The organism is Enterobacteriaceae endosymbiont of Donacia provostii (genome assembly GCF_012570145.1).
Taxonomy (GTDB): Bacteria; Pseudomonadota; Gammaproteobacteria; order Enterobacterales; family Enterobacteriaceae.
The window spans coordinates 46,459-66,384 of the sequence record NZ_CP046206.1 but is presented as its reverse complement, the minus strand read 5'-3'; the positions used below and the strand labels follow the sequence as shown (position 1 = coordinate 66,384).

The 19,926-nt window shown below is 18.8% G+C and carries 19 protein-coding genes and 2 tRNA genes; 9 read left to right on the top strand and 12 right to left on the bottom strand.

Going from position 1 to position 19,926, the window contains the following annotated elements:
• Positions 1–41: 41 nt before the first annotated feature.
• Together truA and GJT93_RS00345 are read left to right on the top strand one after the other, a co-directional pair.
• Positions 42–869, top strand: a complete 828-nt coding sequence (gene truA / locus GJT93_RS00350) for a tRNA pseudouridine(38-40) synthase TruA (protein ID WP_168821645.1) — start codon at positions 42–44, stop codon at positions 867–869.
• Between the two features lie 111 nt (positions 870–980).
• Complete coding sequence (locus GJT93_RS00345; protein ID WP_168821644.1) at positions 981–1,442, top strand: CvpA family protein; 462 nt, start codon at positions 981–983, stop codon at positions 1,440–1,442.
• Positions 1,443–1,461: 19 nt separating this feature from the next.
• Here GJT93_RS00345 and GJT93_RS00340 read toward each other — a convergent pair.
• Positions 1,462–1,548: transfer RNA gene (locus GJT93_RS00340), tRNA-Leu, on the bottom strand.
• 17 nt (positions 1,549–1,565) lie between these two features.
• Positions 1,566–1,636: transfer RNA gene (locus tag GJT93_RS00335), tRNA-Cys, on the bottom strand.
• A gap of 137 nt (positions 1,637–1,773) precedes the next feature.
• Here GJT93_RS00335 and GJT93_RS00330 point away from each other — a divergent pair.
• Both GJT93_RS00330 and pta read left to right on the top strand, forming a co-directional pair.
• Positions 1,774–2,982, top strand: a complete 1,209-nt coding sequence (locus GJT93_RS00330) for an acetate kinase (RefSeq protein WP_168821643.1) — start codon at positions 1,774–1,776, stop codon at positions 2,980–2,982.
• Positions 2,983–3,010: 28 nt separating this feature from the next.
• The gene (pta, locus tag GJT93_RS00325) at positions 3,011–5,164 is read left to right on the top strand and encodes a phosphate acetyltransferase (protein WP_168821642.1); all 2,154 of its coding nucleotides are present in this window, start codon (positions 3,011–3,013) and stop codon (positions 5,162–5,164) included.
• A 7-nt stretch (positions 5,165–5,171) separates the two neighbouring features.
• Here pta and gpmA read toward each other — a convergent pair whose 3' ends face one another.
• Genes gpmA through rpsT form a run of 3 tightly spaced genes read right to left on the bottom strand, consistent with a single transcriptional unit; the run spans position 5,172 to position 6,517 of the window.
• Complete coding sequence (gpmA, locus tag GJT93_RS00320) at positions 5,172–5,870, bottom strand: 2,3-diphosphoglycerate-dependent phosphoglycerate mutase (protein WP_168821641.1); 699 nt, start codon at positions 5,868–5,870, stop codon at positions 5,172–5,174.
• A gap of 35 nt (positions 5,871–5,905) precedes the next feature.
• A complete protein-coding gene (gene erpA, locus GJT93_RS00315) occupies positions 5,906–6,220 on the bottom strand; it encodes an iron-sulfur cluster insertion protein ErpA (protein WP_168821640.1) in 315 nt (104 codons plus the stop codon).
• 30 nt (positions 6,221–6,250) lie between these two features.
• Positions 6,251–6,517, bottom strand: a complete 267-nt coding sequence (rpsT, locus tag GJT93_RS00310; RefSeq protein ID WP_168821639.1) for a 30S ribosomal protein S20 — start codon at positions 6,515–6,517, stop codon at positions 6,251–6,253.
• A gap of 135 nt (positions 6,518–6,652) precedes the next feature.
• Between rpsT and ileS the strand changes: the two genes are divergently transcribed.
• Genes ileS through dapB form a run of 3 tightly spaced genes read left to right on the top strand, consistent with a single transcriptional unit; the run spans position 6,653 to position 10,702 of the window.
• Positions 6,653–9,442: an isoleucine--tRNA ligase gene (gene ileS / locus GJT93_RS00305; protein ID WP_168821974.1), complete on the top strand. Its 2,790-nt coding sequence runs from the start codon at positions 6,653–6,655 to the stop codon at positions 9,440–9,442.
• Positions 9,417–9,890 carry a signal peptidase II gene (gene lspA, locus GJT93_RS00300; RefSeq protein ID WP_168821638.1) on the top strand — a complete coding sequence of 158 codons (474 nt, stop codon included), beginning with the start codon at positions 9,417–9,419 and terminating at the stop codon, positions 9,888–9,890. Before ileS ends, lspA begins: the two co-directional genes overlap by 26 nt.
• 35 nt (positions 9,891–9,925) lie before the next feature.
• Complete coding sequence (gene dapB, locus GJT93_RS00295; protein WP_168821637.1) at positions 9,926–10,702, top strand: 4-hydroxy-tetrahydrodipicolinate reductase; 777 nt, start codon at positions 9,926–9,928, stop codon at positions 10,700–10,702.
• 83 nt (positions 10,703–10,785) lie between these two features.
• Here dapB and rplY read toward each other — a convergent pair whose 3' ends face one another.
• Genes rplY through GJT93_RS00280 form a run of 3 tightly spaced genes read right to left on the bottom strand, consistent with a single transcriptional unit; the run spans position 10,786 to position 13,048 of the window.
• The gene (gene rplY / locus GJT93_RS00290) at positions 10,786–11,079 is read right to left on the bottom strand and encodes a 50S ribosomal protein L25 (RefSeq protein WP_168821636.1); all 294 of its coding nucleotides are present in this window, start codon (positions 11,077–11,079) and stop codon (positions 10,786–10,788) included.
• Between the two features lie 28 nt (positions 11,080–11,107).
• Positions 11,108–12,070 carry a 6-phosphofructokinase gene (gene pfkA / locus GJT93_RS00285; RefSeq protein WP_168821635.1) on the bottom strand — a complete coding sequence of 321 codons (963 nt, stop codon included), beginning with the start codon at positions 12,068–12,070 and terminating at the stop codon, positions 11,108–11,110.
• 33 nt (positions 12,071–12,103) lie between these two features.
• Positions 12,104–13,048 carry a cation diffusion facilitator family transporter gene (locus GJT93_RS00280; RefSeq protein WP_168821634.1) on the bottom strand — a complete coding sequence of 315 codons (945 nt, stop codon included), beginning with the start codon at positions 13,046–13,048 and terminating at the stop codon, positions 12,104–12,106.
• A gap of 176 nt (positions 13,049–13,224) precedes the next feature.
• Between GJT93_RS00280 and glyQ the strand changes: the two genes are divergently transcribed.
• Together glyQ and glyS are read left to right on the top strand one after the other, a co-directional pair.
• Positions 13,225–14,103 (top strand): glycine--tRNA ligase subunit alpha, encoded by an 879-nt coding sequence (gene glyQ / locus GJT93_RS00275; protein ID WP_168821633.1) that lies wholly within the window; start codon positions 13,225–13,227, stop codon positions 14,101–14,103.
• A gap of 29 nt (positions 14,104–14,132) precedes the next feature.
• Positions 14,133–16,208, top strand: a complete 2,076-nt coding sequence (glyS, locus tag GJT93_RS00270; protein WP_168821632.1) for a glycine--tRNA ligase subunit beta — start codon at positions 14,133–14,135, stop codon at positions 16,206–16,208.
• Here glyS and dapA read toward each other — a convergent pair.
• The 4 genes from dapA to leuC form a co-directional block, all read right to left on the bottom strand.
• Positions 16,200–17,078 (bottom strand): 4-hydroxy-tetrahydrodipicolinate synthase, encoded by an 879-nt coding sequence (gene dapA, locus GJT93_RS00265; protein WP_168821631.1) that lies wholly within the window; start codon positions 17,076–17,078, stop codon positions 16,200–16,202. The two genes, glyS and dapA, sit on opposite strands and share 9 nt — an antisense overlap.
• 145 nt (positions 17,079–17,223) lie before the next feature.
• The gene (locus GJT93_RS00260) at positions 17,224–17,889 is read right to left on the bottom strand and encodes a nucleoside monophosphate kinase (RefSeq protein ID WP_168821630.1); all 666 of its coding nucleotides are present in this window, start codon (positions 17,887–17,889) and stop codon (positions 17,224–17,226) included.
• A 17-nt stretch (positions 17,890–17,906) separates the two neighbouring features.
• Positions 17,907–18,506 carry a 3-isopropylmalate dehydratase small subunit gene (gene leuD / locus GJT93_RS00255; protein ID WP_168821629.1) on the bottom strand — a complete coding sequence of 200 codons (600 nt, stop codon included), beginning with the start codon at positions 18,504–18,506 and terminating at the stop codon, positions 17,907–17,909.
• Between the two features lie 10 nt (positions 18,507–18,516).
• The gene (leuC, locus tag GJT93_RS00250; protein WP_168821628.1) at positions 18,517–19,914 is read right to left on the bottom strand and encodes a 3-isopropylmalate dehydratase large subunit; all 1,398 of its coding nucleotides are present in this window, start codon (positions 19,912–19,914) and stop codon (positions 18,517–18,519) included.
• Positions 19,915–19,926 lie beyond the last annotated feature (12 nt).

Below are 19,926 nucleotides of genomic sequence, written 5' to 3'. Positions count from 1 at the left end.
AATAATAAACATAATAAAAAAGATTATTATATATTATTTATATGAAAATTAACTTTGCAAAAAAATATAAATTTGCATTAGGTATTGAATATAATGGAACTAATTATCATGGATGGCAAAAACAAAATATGAATTATAAAAAAACTATACAAGGATATTTAGAAAAAGTTATTTCAAAAATTGCTAACCATAATATAAATATATTTTGTGCAGGTAGAACTGATATAGGTGTACATAGTATAGGACAAGTTATTCATTTTGAAACATTTAGTTTTAGAAGTGAAAAATCTTGGTTTTTAGGTATAAATAGTCTTTTACCTAATGATATAGTTGTTACATGGATAATTTCTGTAAAAAAACAATTTCATGCTAGATTTAGTGCTTTATCTCGTAGATATATATATATTATTTATAATAATACATATAAATCTGCAATATTTAATAATCTAGTTACTTTATATAGAAAAAAATTAGATATAATAAAAATGAAAAATGCAATTAAATATTTATTAGGAGAACATGATTTTACATCTTTTCAATGTAATAAAAAAAAAAATAGTTCTTCTTATAGAAAAATTATTTATTGTGATATTAAAAAATATGGAAATTATATTTTAATAGATATTAAAGCAAATGCTTTTTTATATCATATGGTAAGAAATATTGTAGGTAACTTATTAGAAATTGGTACTGGAAAAAAAAAAGAAGATTGGTTATTAGAATTAATTAAAATTAAAGATAGAACAAAAGCATCTATTACTGTAAAACCCGATGGTTTATTTTTAGTAGAAGTTAAATACCCCAAATATTTTGGTATTCCTAAATCAAATTATAATAATTACTTAATTTTTAAAAATATAAAAAAATAATTTTGTTAAAAAATATATTTTGTTAAAAAAGTAATTTTTAAAAATTTGTATTTTTTTTAAAAAAAATAAATATGTTATCTTATTTTATTTAAATAGGTAATATATCTAACTATGTTAATAGTGAATTATGTACTCATATTTATATTAATATATTGTTCTGTAATAAGTTTTTATAGAGGTTTTATAAATGAAGTATTAACTATAATTGTTTGGTTTATATCTTTTTATATATCTAAAAAATACTACCATTATATATTTGTAGTAAAAAAAATAAATAATTTCTATTTTAAAAAAATATTTTTATTATTTTTTTGTTTTATATTTATTTTAATTATAGGATTTACAATTAAAAGTTATTTAAATATAAATATTAAGAATATTTATATTAAAAATATAAATAAAATATTAGGATTATTTTTTGGTTTATTTAAAGGATTTTTAATAATCTTTATTTTTTTATATTCAATAAAACATATAGATAAAGAATTTTATAATTATTTAATTAAAAAAAATAATTCATTAATAATTATTATTATTAATAATATTTTACAAAAATATAAATATTTTTTATAAAAACATTATATTTCTATTTTACCCAGAGCGGGAATTGAACCCGCATAGCAATATAAATGCCGAGGGATTTTAAGTCCCTTGTGTCTACCAATTCCACCACCTGGGTAAAATAAAATATATTTTAGGCGCATCCCGGAATTGAACCGAAATAAAAGGATTTGCAATCCTCTGCATAACCATTCTGCCAATGCGCCTAATAAGGCTGATTATATAATAAATTATTTATGATGTATATAATATATTTAAAAATTTTTATAATATTTTTTTTATATAACTTTATAATTTTTTTCTATATAATTATATATTTATATAAAATATATAGGATATTTAAATGTTAGAAAAATTAATATTTGTGATAAATTGTGGCAGTTCATCATTAAAATTTTCAGTTATAAATCCAATAAAAAAAAAAAAAATATTATATGGTTTAGCTGAAAATTTTAATGATAAAAGTTCAATTATATGGAATTTTAATAATAAAAAAAATGAAATAACTTTTAATAATAAAATTACTCATAAATTTGTATTAAATTATATAATAAAAGAAATATTTAAAAAATATTCACTATATGATAATATTGTAGGTATTGGTCATAGAATAGTACATGGTGGAAATAAATTTACTAATTCTACATTAATTACGGATATAGTTCTTAAAGAAATAAAAAGAGCATCTGTTTTTGCGCCTTTACATAATCCAATTCAAATAGTAGGTATAAAAAAAATAAAAACAATTTTACCTCATTTAAAAAATAAACAGGTAGCTGTATTTGATACATCCTTTCATCAAACCATGCCTATAGAATCATATTTATATGGATTACCTATTAAATTTTATAAAAAATATAAAATACGTCGTTATGGAGCACATGGTACTAGTCATAAATATGTAACAAAAGTAGCAGCTAAATTTTTAAATATAGAATTAAATAATTTTAATTGTATTTCATGTCATTTAGGAAATGGTTCATCTATTACAGCAATAAATAACGGTAAAAGTATAGATACTTCTATGGGATTAACTCCATTAGAAGGATTAGTTATGGGAACTAGATGTGGAAATATTGATCCAGCAATTATTTTTTACATGTATGATAAATTAAATTTTAATATAAATAAAATATATAATATTTTAACTCAAAAATCAGGTATGTTAGGACTAACAAATATTACTAGTGATTTTAGATATATTGAAGAAAATTATTATAAAAATAAAAATATTAAAATCGCTACTAATGTATTTATACATAGTTTAATTAAATATATAGCTTCTTATAGTGTATTAATGAATAATAAAATAAATGCAATAATTTTTACAGGTGGAATTGGAGAAAATAGTGTATTAATTAGAGAAAAAACTATAAAAAAATTAAAAATTTTAAAATTTTTTATTGATAAAAATTTAAATTATAAAACTAAACAAGGTAAAATGGGAATTATAAGTACTCATTTAAGTATACCAATATTAGTTATACCTACAAATGAAGAATTAATGATAGCACAAGATACATTTAAAATTATTAATAATCTAAAATATTAATTTTTAAAAAATTTAAAAGGTAATAGTAATGTTTAAAAAAAAAGTTATTATGTCTATACCTTTAGATATAGATATACATTTTTTTACAAGTATTAATTTAGGATTTTTAAAAATTATAGAAGATAATAAATTAAAATGTAATTTTTTTAAACCTATTTCTAAAATAGAATATTATAATTTTAATTATACTAATAATATTTTAAATACATGTAATTTTTCTAATATAAAATCCATTAATCCAATAAAAATTAATGATATTAATGTATTTAAAAAAAATATTAGTTATAATAATATTATTAATAATATAATAAAAAAATCTTTAAAAAATAAAGATAATACTTCTATTCTATTTATAGAAGGAATAATACCTATTTATATTAAACAATTAATATTTCAATTAAATTGTGATATAGCAAATATTTTTAATGCAAAAATAATTTTTGTTACATCAATGTCTAAAATAGAAAATAATTTAGAAAAAATAAAATCCAAAATTAATATTCTTTTTAAAGAAAAAATACATAATTTTAATATTCAAAATATATATTTATTAATTAAAAATCCATATGAATACCAAAATAATAATCCTTTTTTTTATAATTTAAATATTTTTAAAAATTTTATTTATAAAAAAAAAAATAATTTTATACATAAAAAAAATTTTATTTATAAAAAAAATAATATTATATTGATTCCGTGGTTAAAAAATTTTGTATTTGGTATTAATATGAAATTAATATTTAATTATTTAAATTGTAATATTATTAATAATAATAAATTTCAAAAAATTAAATATATTATTTACTTAGATAAAAAAATTTTTATAGAACAAAAAAAATTTAAAAAATCATTATTAATTCTTTCATTAAAAGATTATAAAATTATAAAAATATTATATGAAATATTATCTAAAAATATTTTTTTTGGTGCAATTTTATTCACAGATTTTGTAAAAAATAAAAAATATGATTATTCTAATAAAATAATTGATAATATCATTAATATTATTATTAATAATAATATGTCTTTATTTTATATAAAATATAGTTTATATAATACTTTTATAAAATTAGAAAATATTTACAAATTTAATTTTCCTATAAATGATTTAAATTTAATAAATAACATAATTAAATATATTCAATTATATATTCCTTCAAATATTTTAAATTATAAAATTTTAAATTATAAATTTTATATTTCTCCATTTATTTTTAAATTTAATTTAATAAATAAAGCAAATAAATTTACAAAGACCATTTTATTACCAGAAGGTAATGAATTAAGAACTATAAAAGCAGCATCTATATGTTCTGAAAAAAATATTGCTAATTGTATTTTATTAGGAAAAATTAAAGAAATATATAAAATTTCTAAAAAAAATAATGTAAATATTGATAATATTAATATTATTGATCCAGATTCTATAAGAGATAATTATATAGAAAAACTAATGTTTCTTAGAAGAAATAAATTATCAAATAAATATGAAGCTATAAAATTATTAAAAGATAATATGTTTTTAGCTACTATGATGTTAAAAGAACATAAAATTGATGGTATAGTTGCAGGTGCTAGTACTACTACAGCTAATACTATTAGACCTGCATTACAAATTATTAAAACTTTACCTGAATATTCTATTGTTTCATCTATATTTATTATGTTACTATCAAATGATATATTAATATATAGTGATTGTGCAATTAATCCTAATCCCAATTATAAACAATTAGCCGAAATAGCTATACAATCAGTTAAAACTAGTAAATTATTTGATTTTAAACCTAAAGTAGCTATGATTTCTTATTCAACAGGTAATTCAGCAAAAGGTTTAGAAGTAGAAAAAGTATATAAAGCTACAAAATTAGTACAAAAAATATTACCTAACCTTTTAATAGATGGACCTTTACAATATGATACAGCTATTTCAAATGATGTTGCTAAGTATAAAGCACCAAATTCATTAGTTGCCGGTAATGCTAATATTATTATTTTTCCAGATCTTAATACTGGTAATACTACATATAAGGCAGTACAAAGATCTTCTAATACTATTTCTATAGGTCCTATTTTACAAGGTATTAAACAACCCATTAATGATCTTTCTAGAGGTGCTTCTATTGAAGATATTATATATACTATTGCAGTTACTGTAATTCAGGCTAGTAAAATATCTTAAAATTTAATTAATTATTTAAATAATATTTATTAATATAATTTAAATTATTATCAAATTCATAAATAATAGGTATTCCTGTTGCTATATCTAAATTAATAATATCTTTATCATTTATATTTTCTATATGTTTAATTAATGCTCTTAATGAATTACCATGAGCAACAATTAAAATACTTTCTTTATTCATAATTTTAGGAGATATATGATGGTTCCATATATATATAACTCTTTTTAAGGTTATATATAAACTTTCTGTAAGAGGTAATTGGGAATCTTCTAAATGAGAATATTTTTCATCAAATCTAGGCCATCTTAAATCATCTCTAGAGAGAGGGGGGGGTGATATATTAAAACTTCGTCTCCATTGTTGTACTTTTTCTATACCAAATTTTTTTGCAGCTTGATTTTTATTTATCCCCTGTAATTTTCCATAATGTCTTTCATTTAATCTCCATGTTTTTTTTACAGGAATCCATAATTGATTTAACTCTTTAAGAGTTAACCATAAAGTACATATAGCTCTTTTTAAAAACGATGTATACGCATAATTAAATTTAAAATTATTTTTTTTTAAAATTTTTCCAGCTTGTTTTGCTTCAATTTCACCCTCCTTAGATAAGGAAACATCTTGCCACCCAGTAAATAAATTCTTTTTATTCCATTCACTTTCCCCGTGACGTAATAAAACTAGTCTCATATTAGACATATATTTTTTTCCTTCTAAAGATAGATCTTTTGATTTTAGATATCAAAAGAATAACCACAATTACACTTATTTTTAAAATATGTATTTTTAATAATAAATTTTGATTCTTCTATACTTTCAGTATAATCAATTATACTACCTGATAAATATTGTAAACTGATTTCATCAATAATAATATTTACACCTAATGATTTTATTAAAAGATCATGTTTTTTTATTTTTTTATCTAATATGAAATCATATTTAAAACCGCTACAACCTCCTCCTATAATAAATACTCTAAAATTTATATTTTCATGATTTATAGTTTTTATTTTTTTTGCTGCTTTATTTGTTAAAGTTATTGGCATAAATTACTATATAAATACCTATTAATTTGATTAATTACTAATTTTTATGATTTTATTATAAATTTTAGATTTATAACGAGAAGCTTTATTTTTATGAATTAAATTTTTTTTTACTTGTTTATCTATCAAAGACTGCATTTTTATAAATGTTTTTTTAGATAATGTAATATTTTTTTCTAATATTGCATTATTAACTTTTTTAATATAAGTTTTTAACATGGAACGATATTTGATATTATTTTTTCTTTTTTTTTCTGATTTCAAAATTCTTTTTTTAGATGATTTTATATTAGCCATATAGTATTATTCAATAATAATTATATTTATAATATTTCATATAAATGAAATATTTACATAAAATAATATTATATAGAATTATCTTAAATAAATAAAATAAAAAATTTATATTTCTAAAAAAAATTAAAATAAAAAATTATGAATATAAAAAATAAATTACAATTAAATTTACCAAAAACAAAATTTCCAATGAAAGCTAATTTAGTAGTTAATGAGTTAATAATATTAAAACAATGGCAGAAAGATAATTTATATGAAAAAATTTTAGATAAAAAAAAAAATAAAAAAAAATTTATTTTACATGATGGTCCACCTTATGCAAATGGTGATATCCATATTGGACATGCTTTTAATAAAATTTTAAAAGATATTATTTTAAAAGCTAAAAATATGGATGGTTATTATACTCCTTTTATTCCTGGATGGGATTGTCATGGTTTACCTATAGAACAACAAGTAGAAAAAATCTTAAAAAATAAAAAAAATATTTCTAAAAAACAATTTAGAATTGAATGTCGAAAATATGTTTTAAAACAAATTTCTAAACAAAAAAAAGATTTTATAAGATTAGGAATCTTAGCTGATTGGTTACATCCTTATTTAACAATGGATTTTATAACAGAAGCAAATATTATACGTACTTTAGGTAAAATTATTAAAAATAATTATATATATAAAGGTAAAAAACCTGTATTTTGGTGTACAGAATGTCTTTCTTCTTTAGCAGAGGCAGAAGTTAATTATATTAAAAAAAATATACTTACTTGTTATATTAAATTTACTGTTATAAACAATAATTTTTTAAAAAATATTTTAAATTTAAAAGAAAAATATAATAATATCTCTTTTTTAATATGGACTACTACTCCATGGACATTACCAGCTAATCAAGCAATTGTTATAAATCCAAAAATATATTATCAATTAATTCAAATTGATAAAGATATTATCATTATATCAAAAAAATCAACTAATATTGTTATGAATAAAACAAATATTACAAATTGGAAAATTTTAGGAGAAATTAAAGGAAAAAATTTTAAAAATTTATCAATATATAATCCTTTTAATAATAAACTTTCATATTTAATTATAGATAATTATGCTTCTGAAAGTTCAGGTACTGGTATTGTTCACATAGCTCCTAATCATGGACTAGATGATTATAATATATGTAATAAATATAATATAAAATGTATAAAAAATATTATAGATAAAAAAGGATTTTTTATCAAAAATATTCATCCTAAATTAAATAATATAAATGTTTTTCACTCACAAAAAATAATATTTGATATTTTAAAAAAGAAAAATGCACTATTTATAGTAGATAATTATACACATAAATATCCTTATTGTTGGCGTCATAAAATACCAATTATTTATATATCTACTCCACAGTGGTTTATAAATATAGATAAAAATAATTTTAGAAAATTAATAAAACAATCAATAAAAAAAGTAAAATGGATTCCTGATTGGGGATATAAAAGAATGTCTATTATGTTAGATAAAAGACCTGATTGGTGTATTTCTAGACAAAGAATTTGGGGGATTCCAATACCTTTATTTATTAATAAAAAAACACAAAAAATACATGATAATACATTAGAATTTATTGAAAAAATAGCTTGTATGATTGAAAAAAATGGTATACAAGCATGGTGGGATTTAAATATTGAAAAATTTTTAGGTAATGATTATATTTTTTATGAAAAAGTTACTGATATTTTAGATGTATGGTTTGATTCTGGTTCTACTTATAATTCAATTATAAAACACATTAAACAGTTTAAAAATTGTACTATTAATATGTATTTAGAAGGAACAGATCAATATCGAGGATGGTTTATATCATCATTAATTATTTCATTAATTATTAACAATCATCCTCCTTATAAAACTGTTTTAAGTCACGGATTTACTGTAGATAGTCAAGGTAAAAAAATGTCTAAATCTTTAGGTAATATTATTAAACCTCAAGATATTATTAATAATTTAGGTAGTGACATTCTTAGATTATGGGTAGCTTCTACAGATTATTCAAATGAAATTAATATATCTAACGATATTTTAAAAAGAACTACTGAAAGTTATAGACGTATTCGTAATACAATAAGATTTTTATTATCAAATCTATATGATTTTGAACCAAATATTAATATTATAAAACCTGATAAAATGATAATTTTAGACAAATGGATTATTAATAGAACAAAAGTTATACAAAATAAAATTATAAAATATTATCGGATTTATAATATAAAAAATATTGTTAAAAAAATAATACAATTTTGTTCTATAGATTTAGGTTCTGTGTATTTTGATATAATCAAAGATAGACAATATACATTTAAAAAATGTAGTTTAGAAAGATTAAGTTGTCAAACTGCTTTATATATGATTTTAGAATCTTTAGTTAGATGGATTGCTCCAATTTTATCATTTACAGCTCATGAAGTTTGGAATTATATTCCTGGTTTAAGAAGTAAATATATTTTTACAGAAGAATGGTATTCTAATTTATTTTATATTTCGTCTAAAGATATTATGAATTATGAATACTGGAATGATATTTTTCATTTTAAAAATGAAATTAATCAAATTATTGAATTAGCAAGAAATCAAAAAATAATTAAAAGTTCTTTAGAAGTTGATTTAACTGTTTTTGTAAAAAAAGATATTTATAATAAATTAATTTTATTAGGATCAGAATTACGTTTTTTATTATTAATTTCTAACATTAAAATTTTTTTAGAAAAAAAAGTTATTAACAGTAAATTAATACAAAAATTTACAATTATTAAATCAAAATATTTAAAATGCCAACGTTGTTGGTATCACTCAAAATACATAATTAATAATATTTGTAACCGTTGTCAATTAAATACTATAGGAAATGGAGAAAAACGTTTGTTTATTTAAATTTTTTAAAAAAAAAAAAATATTTAATATTTATATTATATTATTAATAATAATAGATATTTTAAGTAAATTTTTAATTATTAAAAATATAAAATTACATGAATCTTTTTATGTAAATGATTATATAAATTTTATTTATATACAAAATTATGGTATAAATTTAGGTTTTTTTAAAAAAAATAAAATTATTATTTATTTTTTAATTATTCTAAGTATAGTATTTTTGATTTATATTAGATTTTCTTTTACAAATCAAAATATTCAGTTATCATATAATTTAATAATTAGTGGTATATTAGGTAATTTAATTAATAGAATTTATTATGGTTTTGTAATAGATTTTATTAATATACATATTTTAGATTATCAGTTACCTATTTTTAATTTTGCAGATATCTTAATTTTTATTGGTTTTATTTTTATATTAAAAAAATATATTATTTTTTAATATAAAAATAGTATATTTTACAGGTTTATTATTTTATGAATAAAAATTATATTCGTTTAGCTATAGCAGGTATTAATGGTCGTATGGGTAAAAGTATTTTAGAAATATTAAATAATAAAGTTACAAAAAATATTTCTTTAAATGGAGTTATAGAAAAATTATCTAATTTAAAAAAAAAAAAAACAATTATTTATAAATCTAATACTTTAAATATTAAATCTAATTTAATTGATATTATAAATGATTTTGATGTTTTAATAGATTTTACTAATCCTGAATCAACAATGAAAAATCTTAATATATGTAAAATATATAATAAAAAAATTATAATTGGTACTACAGGTTTTAATAAAAAACAAAAATCAATAATAAAAGAAACATCAAAAAATATATCTATTATTTTATCTTCTAATTTTAGTTTAGGTATTAATATTTTATTACAAATTTTAGAAAAAATAACAAAAATTATTTGTAAAAATAATTTAAAAAATTCTATGGATATAGATATAATAGAAAAACATCATAAAAATAAAATAGATTCACCTTCTGGGACAGCTTTATCATTAAAAAATATTATAATAAGAACTTATAAAAAATTTAATATTTTAAAAAATATTAAATGTCATTCTATTCGAGCTTCAGATTTATATGGAGAACATAGTATTTTATTTTCTTTTATTGGAGAACAAATTGAATTAATTCATAATGTTTCCAATAGAAAACCATTTGCAGAAGGTTCAATCAAAGCTGCTATTTGGATTTATAAAAAACCAGCTGGTATGTATAATATGAAACATGTATTAAAAATATAAAATAATAAAATTTTGTACAAATAAATTAAATAATTTATATATAAAAAAATAATTTTATAAATTTAAATGTTAATATATATTTATTATTTTATTAAAAAATCTATATGATATAATCTATTAATTTTAAAAGGATGATATTGAATATCTATAATTTGAACTTTAAATAAATTATTTTTTTCATCACTTAAATTAAGTGTTTTTTTTTTTTTAAAAAACTCTTCTAATTTAATATTAATTAAATCATTATTATTTATAATAATAAGTATATTTTTTATATTTTTTCCGTATATTACTGAAGGAATTTTATCTTTTTTTCTTAAACGTCTACTAAAACTTTTTCCTGTTTTGATTCTTTTTGAAAATTTTATTTTATGCATATTTTATGTCTCAATTCTAATTAATTAATTAATATAATTTTTTAGCAGTATTTAATAAATCATTTTTAAAAATTTTTTTCATATTTAAAATAGCATCTATAATATCATGATGTACCATTTTATCGTTTTGAGTACCTATACATCTACCTTTATATCCTTTATATAAAAGTTCTACCGAATAAGAACCCATTCTAGATCCTAAAATACGATCATATGCTACAGGAGATCCCCCTCTTTGAAGATATCCTAAAACTGTAGTTCTTGTTTCACGTTTAGTTTTTCTTTGAATAAAACTTGCTAGTTTATTAATATCACAAATAAATTCTGTAATCAATACTATTGCATGTTTTTTACCTTTTTCTATTCCCGATTTAATTTCTTTAACTAAATCATCTTGATTATAATAAATTTCTGGTAAAACAATAAATTCACAACCACCTGCTATGGCCGCAGCTAAAGTTAAATCTCCACAATTTCTACCCATAATTTCTATTATAGAAATTCTTTGATGAGAAGTAGAAGTATCTCTTAATTTATCTATTGCTTGTACTATAGTTTCTAAAGCTGTAAAATAACCAATACTATAATCAGTACCAACAACATCATTATCTATTGTACCTGGTATACCAATACAGGGGAAACCCATTTCAGTTAATAATTTAGCTCCCATATAAGTACCATCTCCACCAATTACAACTAATGCACTAATTCCATGTTTTTTCATATTATTAATAGCAATAGAACGTATTTTCTTATTTTTAAATTGAGGAAACCGTGCTGATCCTAAAAAAGTACCTCCTTTATTAATAATATCAGAAACACTATATCTATTAAGTTTAATAATATCATTATTATATAATCCTATATAACCATTATATATTCCAAATACTTCAATATTATAACTAATAGCAGTTCTAACAACACCTCTTATAGCTGCATTCATACCAGGTGCATCTCCCCCACTTGTAAGAACGCCAATTTTTTGAATCATAAAATACCTCAAAATATATAATTTGATTAATAATTATTTTTTAAAAAAACCTTTATATTTTTTAGATACAATAGAATACGGATCTTGATGTATAATTATATCTGAATAAGGAAATTTTTTATGTAAAGCATTTTCTATTTTTTTTGCAATTGAATGTGATTCTAATAAAGGTAAATTATCTTCTAATACTAAATGAAGTTGTATAAAACGAGTAGGACCTGATTGTCTTGTTTTTAATAAATGTGCTCCTTTTACTTTAGGCCAAAATTTTATTAAATCTATTATAATTTTTTTTTCATTATCTGGTAATGATCGATCTAATAAAGATTGTATGGCTTTATATCCTACTTTAAAAGAATTATAAAAAATAAATATACTAATAATTAACGCTATAAGAGAATCTGCTTGTTTGACATTAAAAATATTTAATATTAAAGCTAATAAAATTGCAGTATTAATTAATATATCTGATTCATAATGAATCATATCAGCATGAGTTGCTTGACTATTTGTTTTTTTTATTACTTTTTTTTGAAAAATTACTAATATTAAAGTTAAAAGAAATGAAATAATAATAACAAAAATTCCTATTATTGGATAATATATTTTAACAGGATGATATATATAATATATGCTATTTAAAAATAAAAATATTGCTGTTCCACAAATAAAAATACTTTGAGCTAAAGCAGATAATGATTCTGCTTTACCATGACCAAAGGTATGTTCTGAATCTGCTGGTTGTAAAGAATAATATATAATTAATAAATTAATTGTTGAAGACGCAATATCAATTAATGAATCTACAGATGCTGTTAACATACTTATAGATTTAGTCCCCCACCAAGCTAATAATTTTAACAATAGTAATGTAGTAGATAATAAAATTGCTAAATTTGTAGATTTAGTAATTAATTTATTATATTCACTTTTTTTTATTTTTAAAGAAATTTTATTACATATATTATTTATATTCATAATTAATTCCTTTTATTATTTTTAATAAAATTATTTAATTTTAAATTTAATTAATAATAAATTATTTTAACATTATTTTTTTATATACAAAAATATGTTAAATTTTAATTTATATCTTGCATATTAAATAATATATAATAATTATGTTAGAATAGAAAATTTAATACATTTAAAATATGAAAACATTTAATGAAAAAACATTTCAAGGTATGATTTTAATTTTACAAAATTTTTGGTCTCAACAAGGTTGTAGTATTATTCAACCAATTGATATAGAAGTAGGAGCAGCAACATCTCATCCAATGACTTGTTTGTATACTATAGGTAGTAAACCAATAAAAATAACTTATATACAATTATGTAGAAGACCATCTGATGGTAGATATACTCATAACTCTAATAGATTACAACAATATTATCAATTTCAAGTTATTATGAAACCCCCACCTTATAATTTTCAAGATTTATATTTTAAATCTTTAGAAATATTAAAATTAGATTTAAAAAATAATGATATTAAATTTATAGATGATAATTGGGAAAATCCTTCTCTAGGTGCGTATGGAATTGGTTGGGAAATATGGTTAAATGGTATTGAAATTACACAATTTACATATTTTCAAAAAATGGGTGGAATAGATTGCAATCCAATTACAGGAGAAATTACTTATGGTTTAGAAAGACTAGCTATGCATTTACAAAATGTAGATAATATTTTTCAAATTATATGGTATAAACATAATAATAAATTTATTACTTATGGTGATTTTTTTTATCAAAATGAATTTGAACAATCTACTTATAATTTTGAATATACAGATGTTAATTTTATTAGTTTATGTTTTAAACAATATGAAAAAGAAATTGATATTTTATTAAAATTAAAAAAACCATTAATTTTTCCTGCATATGAAAAACTTTTAAAAGCCTCACATTGTTTTAATTTATTAGAAGCACATAAATTTTTATCTCATACAGAAAGACAAAGATATATTTTAAAATTACATAATATGACTAAATTAATTATGATAAAATATCATAATCTTATAAATTAAAATTCTTAATAATTAGGTAATATAATTTTATGGATAATAATATTTTATTATTAGAAATAAGTATAGAAGAAATACCAGCTAATTATTTATTAAAATTATCTCAAATAGTTTTAAAAAATTTTAAAAACGAATTAAAAAATAATTTTTTTATATATAAAAAAATAAAATTTTTTTGTACTTTAAGACGTATTGCTATAAAAATACATTTATTAAACTTAATACAAAATCAATCTAATTATATAATTAAAGGTCCATTTATAAATAATAAAAAAGAAATTTTTATAAATCAAAAAGTAAAACTTTGGATGAAAAAATTTAATATTTCAAATAAAAATCATATATTTTTTAAAAATAATTATATTTTTTATCAAAAAAAAAATAAAAAACTACATATTAAAAACTTATTATCTATTATGTTAATAAATTCTTTAAAAAAAATTAATTCTTTTCCAAATTTTATGTATTGGGAAAAAAATATATTTAAATTTATTAGACCTATAAGAAATATAGTATATGTTCTTGGTACAGAAAATTTAAAACAAAAATTTTTAAATATTAAATCTAATAATATTATTCAAGGACATAGATTTATGTGTAACCGAAAAATTATTTTAAAAAATGCCAAAGAATATGAAAATTTATTATTTAAAAAAGGTAAAATTATTGTTGATTTTATAAAGCGTAAAAATATTATTATTAATAATTTAAAAAAAATTACAAATAATTTAAATGCAATTGTAAAAATTAATAATTTTTTTTTAGAAGAATTAACTTCTATGGTTGAATGGCCTGTACTTTTAATAGGAAAATTTAATAAAAAATTTTTAATTTTACCATCAAAAATATTAGAATATATAATGATAAAATATCAGAGATATATTCCCTTATATGATAAAAAAAATAATTTATTACCTTATTTTATTATATTAACAAATATAGAAACAAAAAATCATCAAATGATTATTAATAGTAATGAAAAAGTACTAATTTCAAAATTTGAGGATATTAAGTTTTTTTTAAAAAATGATTTAAAAATAAAATTTGAAAATTTTTTAGAAAAATTAAAAAATATTATTTTTCAAAAAAAATTAGGTAATTTATTTGAAAAAACTATTCGTATTGAAATTATATCTAAATATATTGCTAAGAAAATTCCAAATGTTAATTATTTAAATTGTATTAGAGCAAGTAGATTATCTAAATGTGATTTAGCTACACAAATGTTTTATGAATTTCCAGAATTACAAGGTTTAATTGGTATGTATTATGCTAAATATAATAAAGAAAATCCAGATGTTATTATAGCTATAAAAGAACAGTATCAATATAAAAAAAATGATTTAATACCTACAAATATTATTTCTTGTATTTTATTTATTGCGGATAAAATAGATACTATAGTAGGTATTTTAAGTATACCTTTAATTCCTAAAGGTGATAAAGATCCTTATGCTATAAAAAATATTACTTTATTTATTATACGTATTATAATTAATAATAAATTACAAATTAATTTAGTTAAAATTATTATTTTAAGTTTATCATTATATAATAAAAAGAATAATTTTTACAAAAAAGAAAATATAATTAGTATATTATCTTTTATATATAAAAGATGTCAGAATTGGTATATATCTTTAGGTTATAAAAAAAATATTATTTTATCTGTTATAGATAATAAAAAAGATAATTTATTAATTTTGGATTGTAAAATAAAAATTTTAGATATGTTTTTCAAAATTGAAAAAAAACAAAGTAAACTTTTAATTTTAACTTATAAAAGAATTAATAAAATGTTATTAAAAAATGATACAAATATAAATACTAATACTAATATTAATATTTATTTATTAAAATATAAAGAAGAATTTACATTATTTAATCATATACGTAAATTATCTAAAATTATAAAATATAAAATAAAAAATAAAGAATTTTATAAAATATTACTAATATTATCTGAATTATTTTATCCTGTAAATAATTTTTTTGAAAAAGTAACGATTAATCATAAAAATAATGAAATTAAAAGAAACAGAATTTTAATACTAAGTAAAATTAAAAATTTTATGTTAAAAATAAATAATTTAAGTAGATTATATTAGTTTTAATTTTTTTAATGTTATTTCTAAAATTTTTTGATTACATTTTTTTAGTGGAGTCATGGGAAGTCTCATTTTATCACTAAAAATTAATCCTAATCTTTTTGCTACCCATTTAACTGGTATAGGGTTAGTTTCAATAAATAGTTGATGATGTAATATATTTAAGTGTTGATTTATTTTTTTTGCTTGAAAAAAATTATTGTTTTTTATACAATCATAAAAAGTTTTCATTTCTAAAGCTGCAATATTAGCTGTTACAGAAATAATTCCATCACCACCTAATAACATAAAGTCTAATGCAGTTTTATCATCTCCACTAATTAAAAAAAATTTCTTTTTAATTAAATTTTTAATTTTATTAACACGAGATAAATCTCCAGTAGCTTCTTTAATACCTATAATATTATTAATTTCTGAAAGTTTATATATAGTTTCTGGTAATAAATCACATCCAGTACGTGATGGAACATTATATAATATTTGAGGCAATTTTGTACTATTAGCTATTTTTTTAAAATGTTGATACAAACCATCTTGAGTAGGACGATTATAATATGGAGTTACATTTAAACATCCAATAATACCTGAATTTTCTAAATCAGATATCATAGATATACTTTTAGATGTTGAATTAAATCCCGTACCTGCTATAATAGGTATTTTATCTTGAGCTAAATCTAATGCATACATTATGATACTTATACGTTCTTTATAGGTAAACGTAGAAGATTCTCCCGTTGTCCCCATAATAACAATAGCTTTAGTACCACTACTAATATGATAATCAATAAGTTTTTTAAAACTTTTTTTACAAATATTACCATTAATATCCATTGGAGTTATAAGTGCTACAATACTTCCCGTAAACATTAGATTATAATCCATACTATTTATATTTAAGATTTAATAATAATATCAAATTTAAAATAAATAAACAAATTATTATAATTATACTATTTTGTAAATATTTACAATACAAAAAATTTATAATTTATAAAAATTATTTTTTTTTATTTTAAAATTTTTTAAAATTTTTTAAAATTTTATCTATTTTATTTTGTACTTCTTTTATAGAAGTCGTATTATTAATCTTTTTATATAAAAAATTTTTTTTTACAAATTTTTTTTTATAATATTTAATTAATGGTTTAGTTTGTTTTAAATATTCTTTTAAACGATTATTAATAGTTATAATATTATCATCTGTTCTAGTAATTAATTTTTCTCCAGTAATATCATCTCTATTTTTAATTTTAGGAGGATTAAAAACTATATGATAAGTTCTTCCTGAAGGTAAATGTATTCTTCTACCTATAATTCTTTTAATAATTTCATTATTTGGAACATATAATTCTAAAATTATATTAATATGAATTTTTTCTCTTTTTAAAATATGGGCTTGTACAATATTTCTAGGAAAACCATCTAATAAAAAACCTTTATTACAATCTATATTTGACAATCTTGTTTTCATAATTTTAAAAGTTATGTGATCAGGAATCATATTTCCTTTATTAATAAAATTACTCAATTTTTTAGTTAATAATAAATCATTATTATTTAATAAAAAATTTCTTATCATATTACCTATAGAAATATTAGCTAAATTATATTTTTCAGATATAAATCTAGCATAAGTCCCCTTTCCTACTCCAGGAGGTCCTAATAAAATAATACGCATTTAATTATTTTCTCATTTTAAAAAAATGTAAAATATTTTTTTTCAAATATATTAATTTCTTTAGAATACTTCATAGTTAAATCTATTTGATCTAATTTATTGGTAATAAAATTAATTATATCTTTTTTCATTTTAAATGTAAAAGATTGATTATTTAAAGTAATTTTTTTATTAATTAAATTTATATAACAAAAGATTCCAGGAAATTTTTTAACAATAGAAAATAATTTTTCAATAATATTTTTTTCTAAAGTAATTAATAATAATTTATTATTAATTGCATTATTATAAAATATATCTGCATAACTAGAAGAAATAATAGTATGAAAACCATAATCTAATAATGCCCATGGTGCATGTTCTCTTGAAGAACCACAACCAAAATTTTCTTTAGTTAATAAAATTTTAGCATTTTGAAATTCTTTTTTATTTAAAATAAAATTCGGATTAATGATATTATTTTTACCATTTAAATATCTCCAATTATAAAATAAATTTTTACCAAATCCTTTTTTATTATTTTTTTGTAAAAATTGTTTTGGTATAATAACATCTGTATCGATATTAGAAATATCTAATGGAACTATAATACCATTATAATAAAAATTTTTTTTCATAATTTATTTTTTATAAAGAGTTAATATTAATAAAATAACCATATATAGCTGTTATAGCCGCTATAATAGGACTTACTAAATGAGTTCTACTATTACGTCCTTGACGTCCTTCAAAATTTCTATTACTAGTAGATGCACATCTTTCACCAGATTTTAATTTATCACCATTCATAGCTAAACACATAGAACAACCTGAATATCTCCATTCAAAACCAGCATTTTTAAAAATTTTATCTAATCCTTCTTGTTCTGCTTGTTTTTTTACCATATTAGAACCAGGGACAACTATAGCTTTAACATGATGAGCAACTTTTTTACCTATAAGAATATTTGCAGCAGATCTTAAATCTTCAATTCTTGAATTTGTACAAGATCCAATAAAAACTTTATTAATTTTTATATTAATTAATTTTTTACCTTCATATAAATCCATATATTTTAATGCTTTAATAGCTAATTTTCTTTTATTCATATCTTTATAAGAATTAATTAAAGGTATACGTTCATTTATACCTATAGTTTGTTCTGGATTAGTACCCCAAGAAATTTGAGGTGTTAATTTTGAAATATCAATATTAATAACTTTATCAAATTTAGCGTCATAGTCACTATATAATGTTTTCCAATATTTTTTTGCTTGTACCCATAATTTTTTTTTAGGAGTAAATTTTTTATTTTTTAAATATTGTAAAGTAATATTATCTGGTGCAATTAATCCTGCTTTAGCTCCCATTTCAATAGACATATTACATAATGTCATTCTAGATTCCATACTTAATTGTTTGATAATATTACCACTATATTCAATAATATATCCATTACCTCCACTAACACCTACTTTTTTAATAATTGATAAAATAATATCTTTTGCTGTAATATTGATAGGTATATTACCAATAATATTGATTATCATATTTTTAGCACGATTTTGTTTTAAAGTTTGAGTAGCTAAAACATGTTCTACTTCTGAAGTTCCAATACCAAAAGCTAATGAACCAAATGCTCCATGTGTTGAAGTATGTGAATCACCACATACAATAACCATACCTGGTAATGTAATACCTTGTTCAGGACCTATAACATGCACTATTCCTTGTAGAGGATGATAAAGATCATATAATTTTATATTAAATTCTTGACAATTTTGAATAAGTTTTTCCATTTGTTTTTTTGCTATATTTCCAGAAGCATTAATATCTTTAACTTTTGTAGAAACATTATGATCCATTGTTGCAAATGTTTTTTCTGATCTATAAACTTTTCTATTTCTATTTCTTAAACCCTCAAATGCTTGAGGAGAAGTTACTTCATGAATAAAATGTCTATCAATATATAATAAATTCATATTATTTTTTATATTACAAATAATATGTCTATCATATATTTTTTCGTATAATGTTTTTCCCATCTTTATTACCAT

Coding starts and splice junctions, on each gene's coding strand:
- truA (WP_168821645.1), top strand. CDS start 42: ATGAAAATTAACTTTGCAAAAAAATATAAATTTGCATTAGGTATTGAA.
- GJT93_RS00345 (WP_168821644.1), top strand. CDS start 981: ATGTTAATAGTGAATTATGTACTCATATTTATATTAATATATTGTTCT.
- GJT93_RS00330 (WP_168821643.1), top strand. CDS start 1,774: ATGTTAGAAAAATTAATATTTGTGATAAATTGTGGCAGTTCATCATTA.
- pta (WP_168821642.1), top strand. CDS start 3,011: ATGTTTAAAAAAAAAGTTATTATGTCTATACCTTTAGATATAGATATA.
- gpmA (WP_168821641.1), bottom strand. CDS start 5,870: ATGTCTAATATGAGACTAGTTTTATTACGTCACGGGGAAAGTGAATGG.
- erpA (WP_168821640.1), bottom strand. CDS start 6,220: ATGCCAATAACTTTAACAAATAAAGCAGCAAAAAAAATAAAAACTATA.
- rpsT (WP_168821639.1), bottom strand. CDS start 6,517: ATGGCTAATATAAAATCATCTAAAAAAAGAATTTTGAAATCAGAAAAA.
- lspA (WP_168821638.1), top strand. CDS start 9,417: ATGGAGAAAAACGTTTGTTTATTTAAATTTTTTAAAAAAAAAAAAATA.
- dapB (WP_168821637.1), top strand. CDS start 9,926: ATGAATAAAAATTATATTCGTTTAGCTATAGCAGGTATTAATGGTCGT.
- rplY (WP_168821636.1), bottom strand. CDS start 11,079: ATGCATAAAATAAAATTTTCAAAAAGAATCAAAACAGGAAAAAGTTTT.
- pfkA (WP_168821635.1), bottom strand. CDS start 12,070: ATGATTCAAAAAATTGGCGTTCTTACAAGTGGGGGAGATGCACCTGGT.
- GJT93_RS00280 (WP_168821634.1), bottom strand. CDS start 13,048: ATGAATATAAATAATATATGTAATAAAATTTCTTTAAAAATAAAAAAA.
- glyQ (WP_168821633.1), top strand. CDS start 13,225: ATGAAAACATTTAATGAAAAAACATTTCAAGGTATGATTTTAATTTTA.
- glyS (WP_168821632.1), top strand. CDS start 14,133: ATGGATAATAATATTTTATTATTAGAAATAAGTATAGAAGAAATACCA.
- dapA (WP_168821631.1), bottom strand. CDS start 17,078: ATGTTTACGGGAAGTATTGTAGCACTTATAACTCCAATGGATATTAAT.
- GJT93_RS00260 (WP_168821630.1), bottom strand. CDS start 17,889: ATGCGTATTATTTTATTAGGACCTCCTGGAGTAGGAAAGGGGACTTAT.
- leuD (WP_168821629.1), bottom strand. CDS start 18,506: ATGAAAAAAAATTTTTATTATAATGGTATTATAGTTCCATTAGATATT.
- leuC (WP_168821628.1), bottom strand. CDS start 19,914: ATGGGAAAAACATTATACGAAAAAATATATGATAGACATATTATTTGT.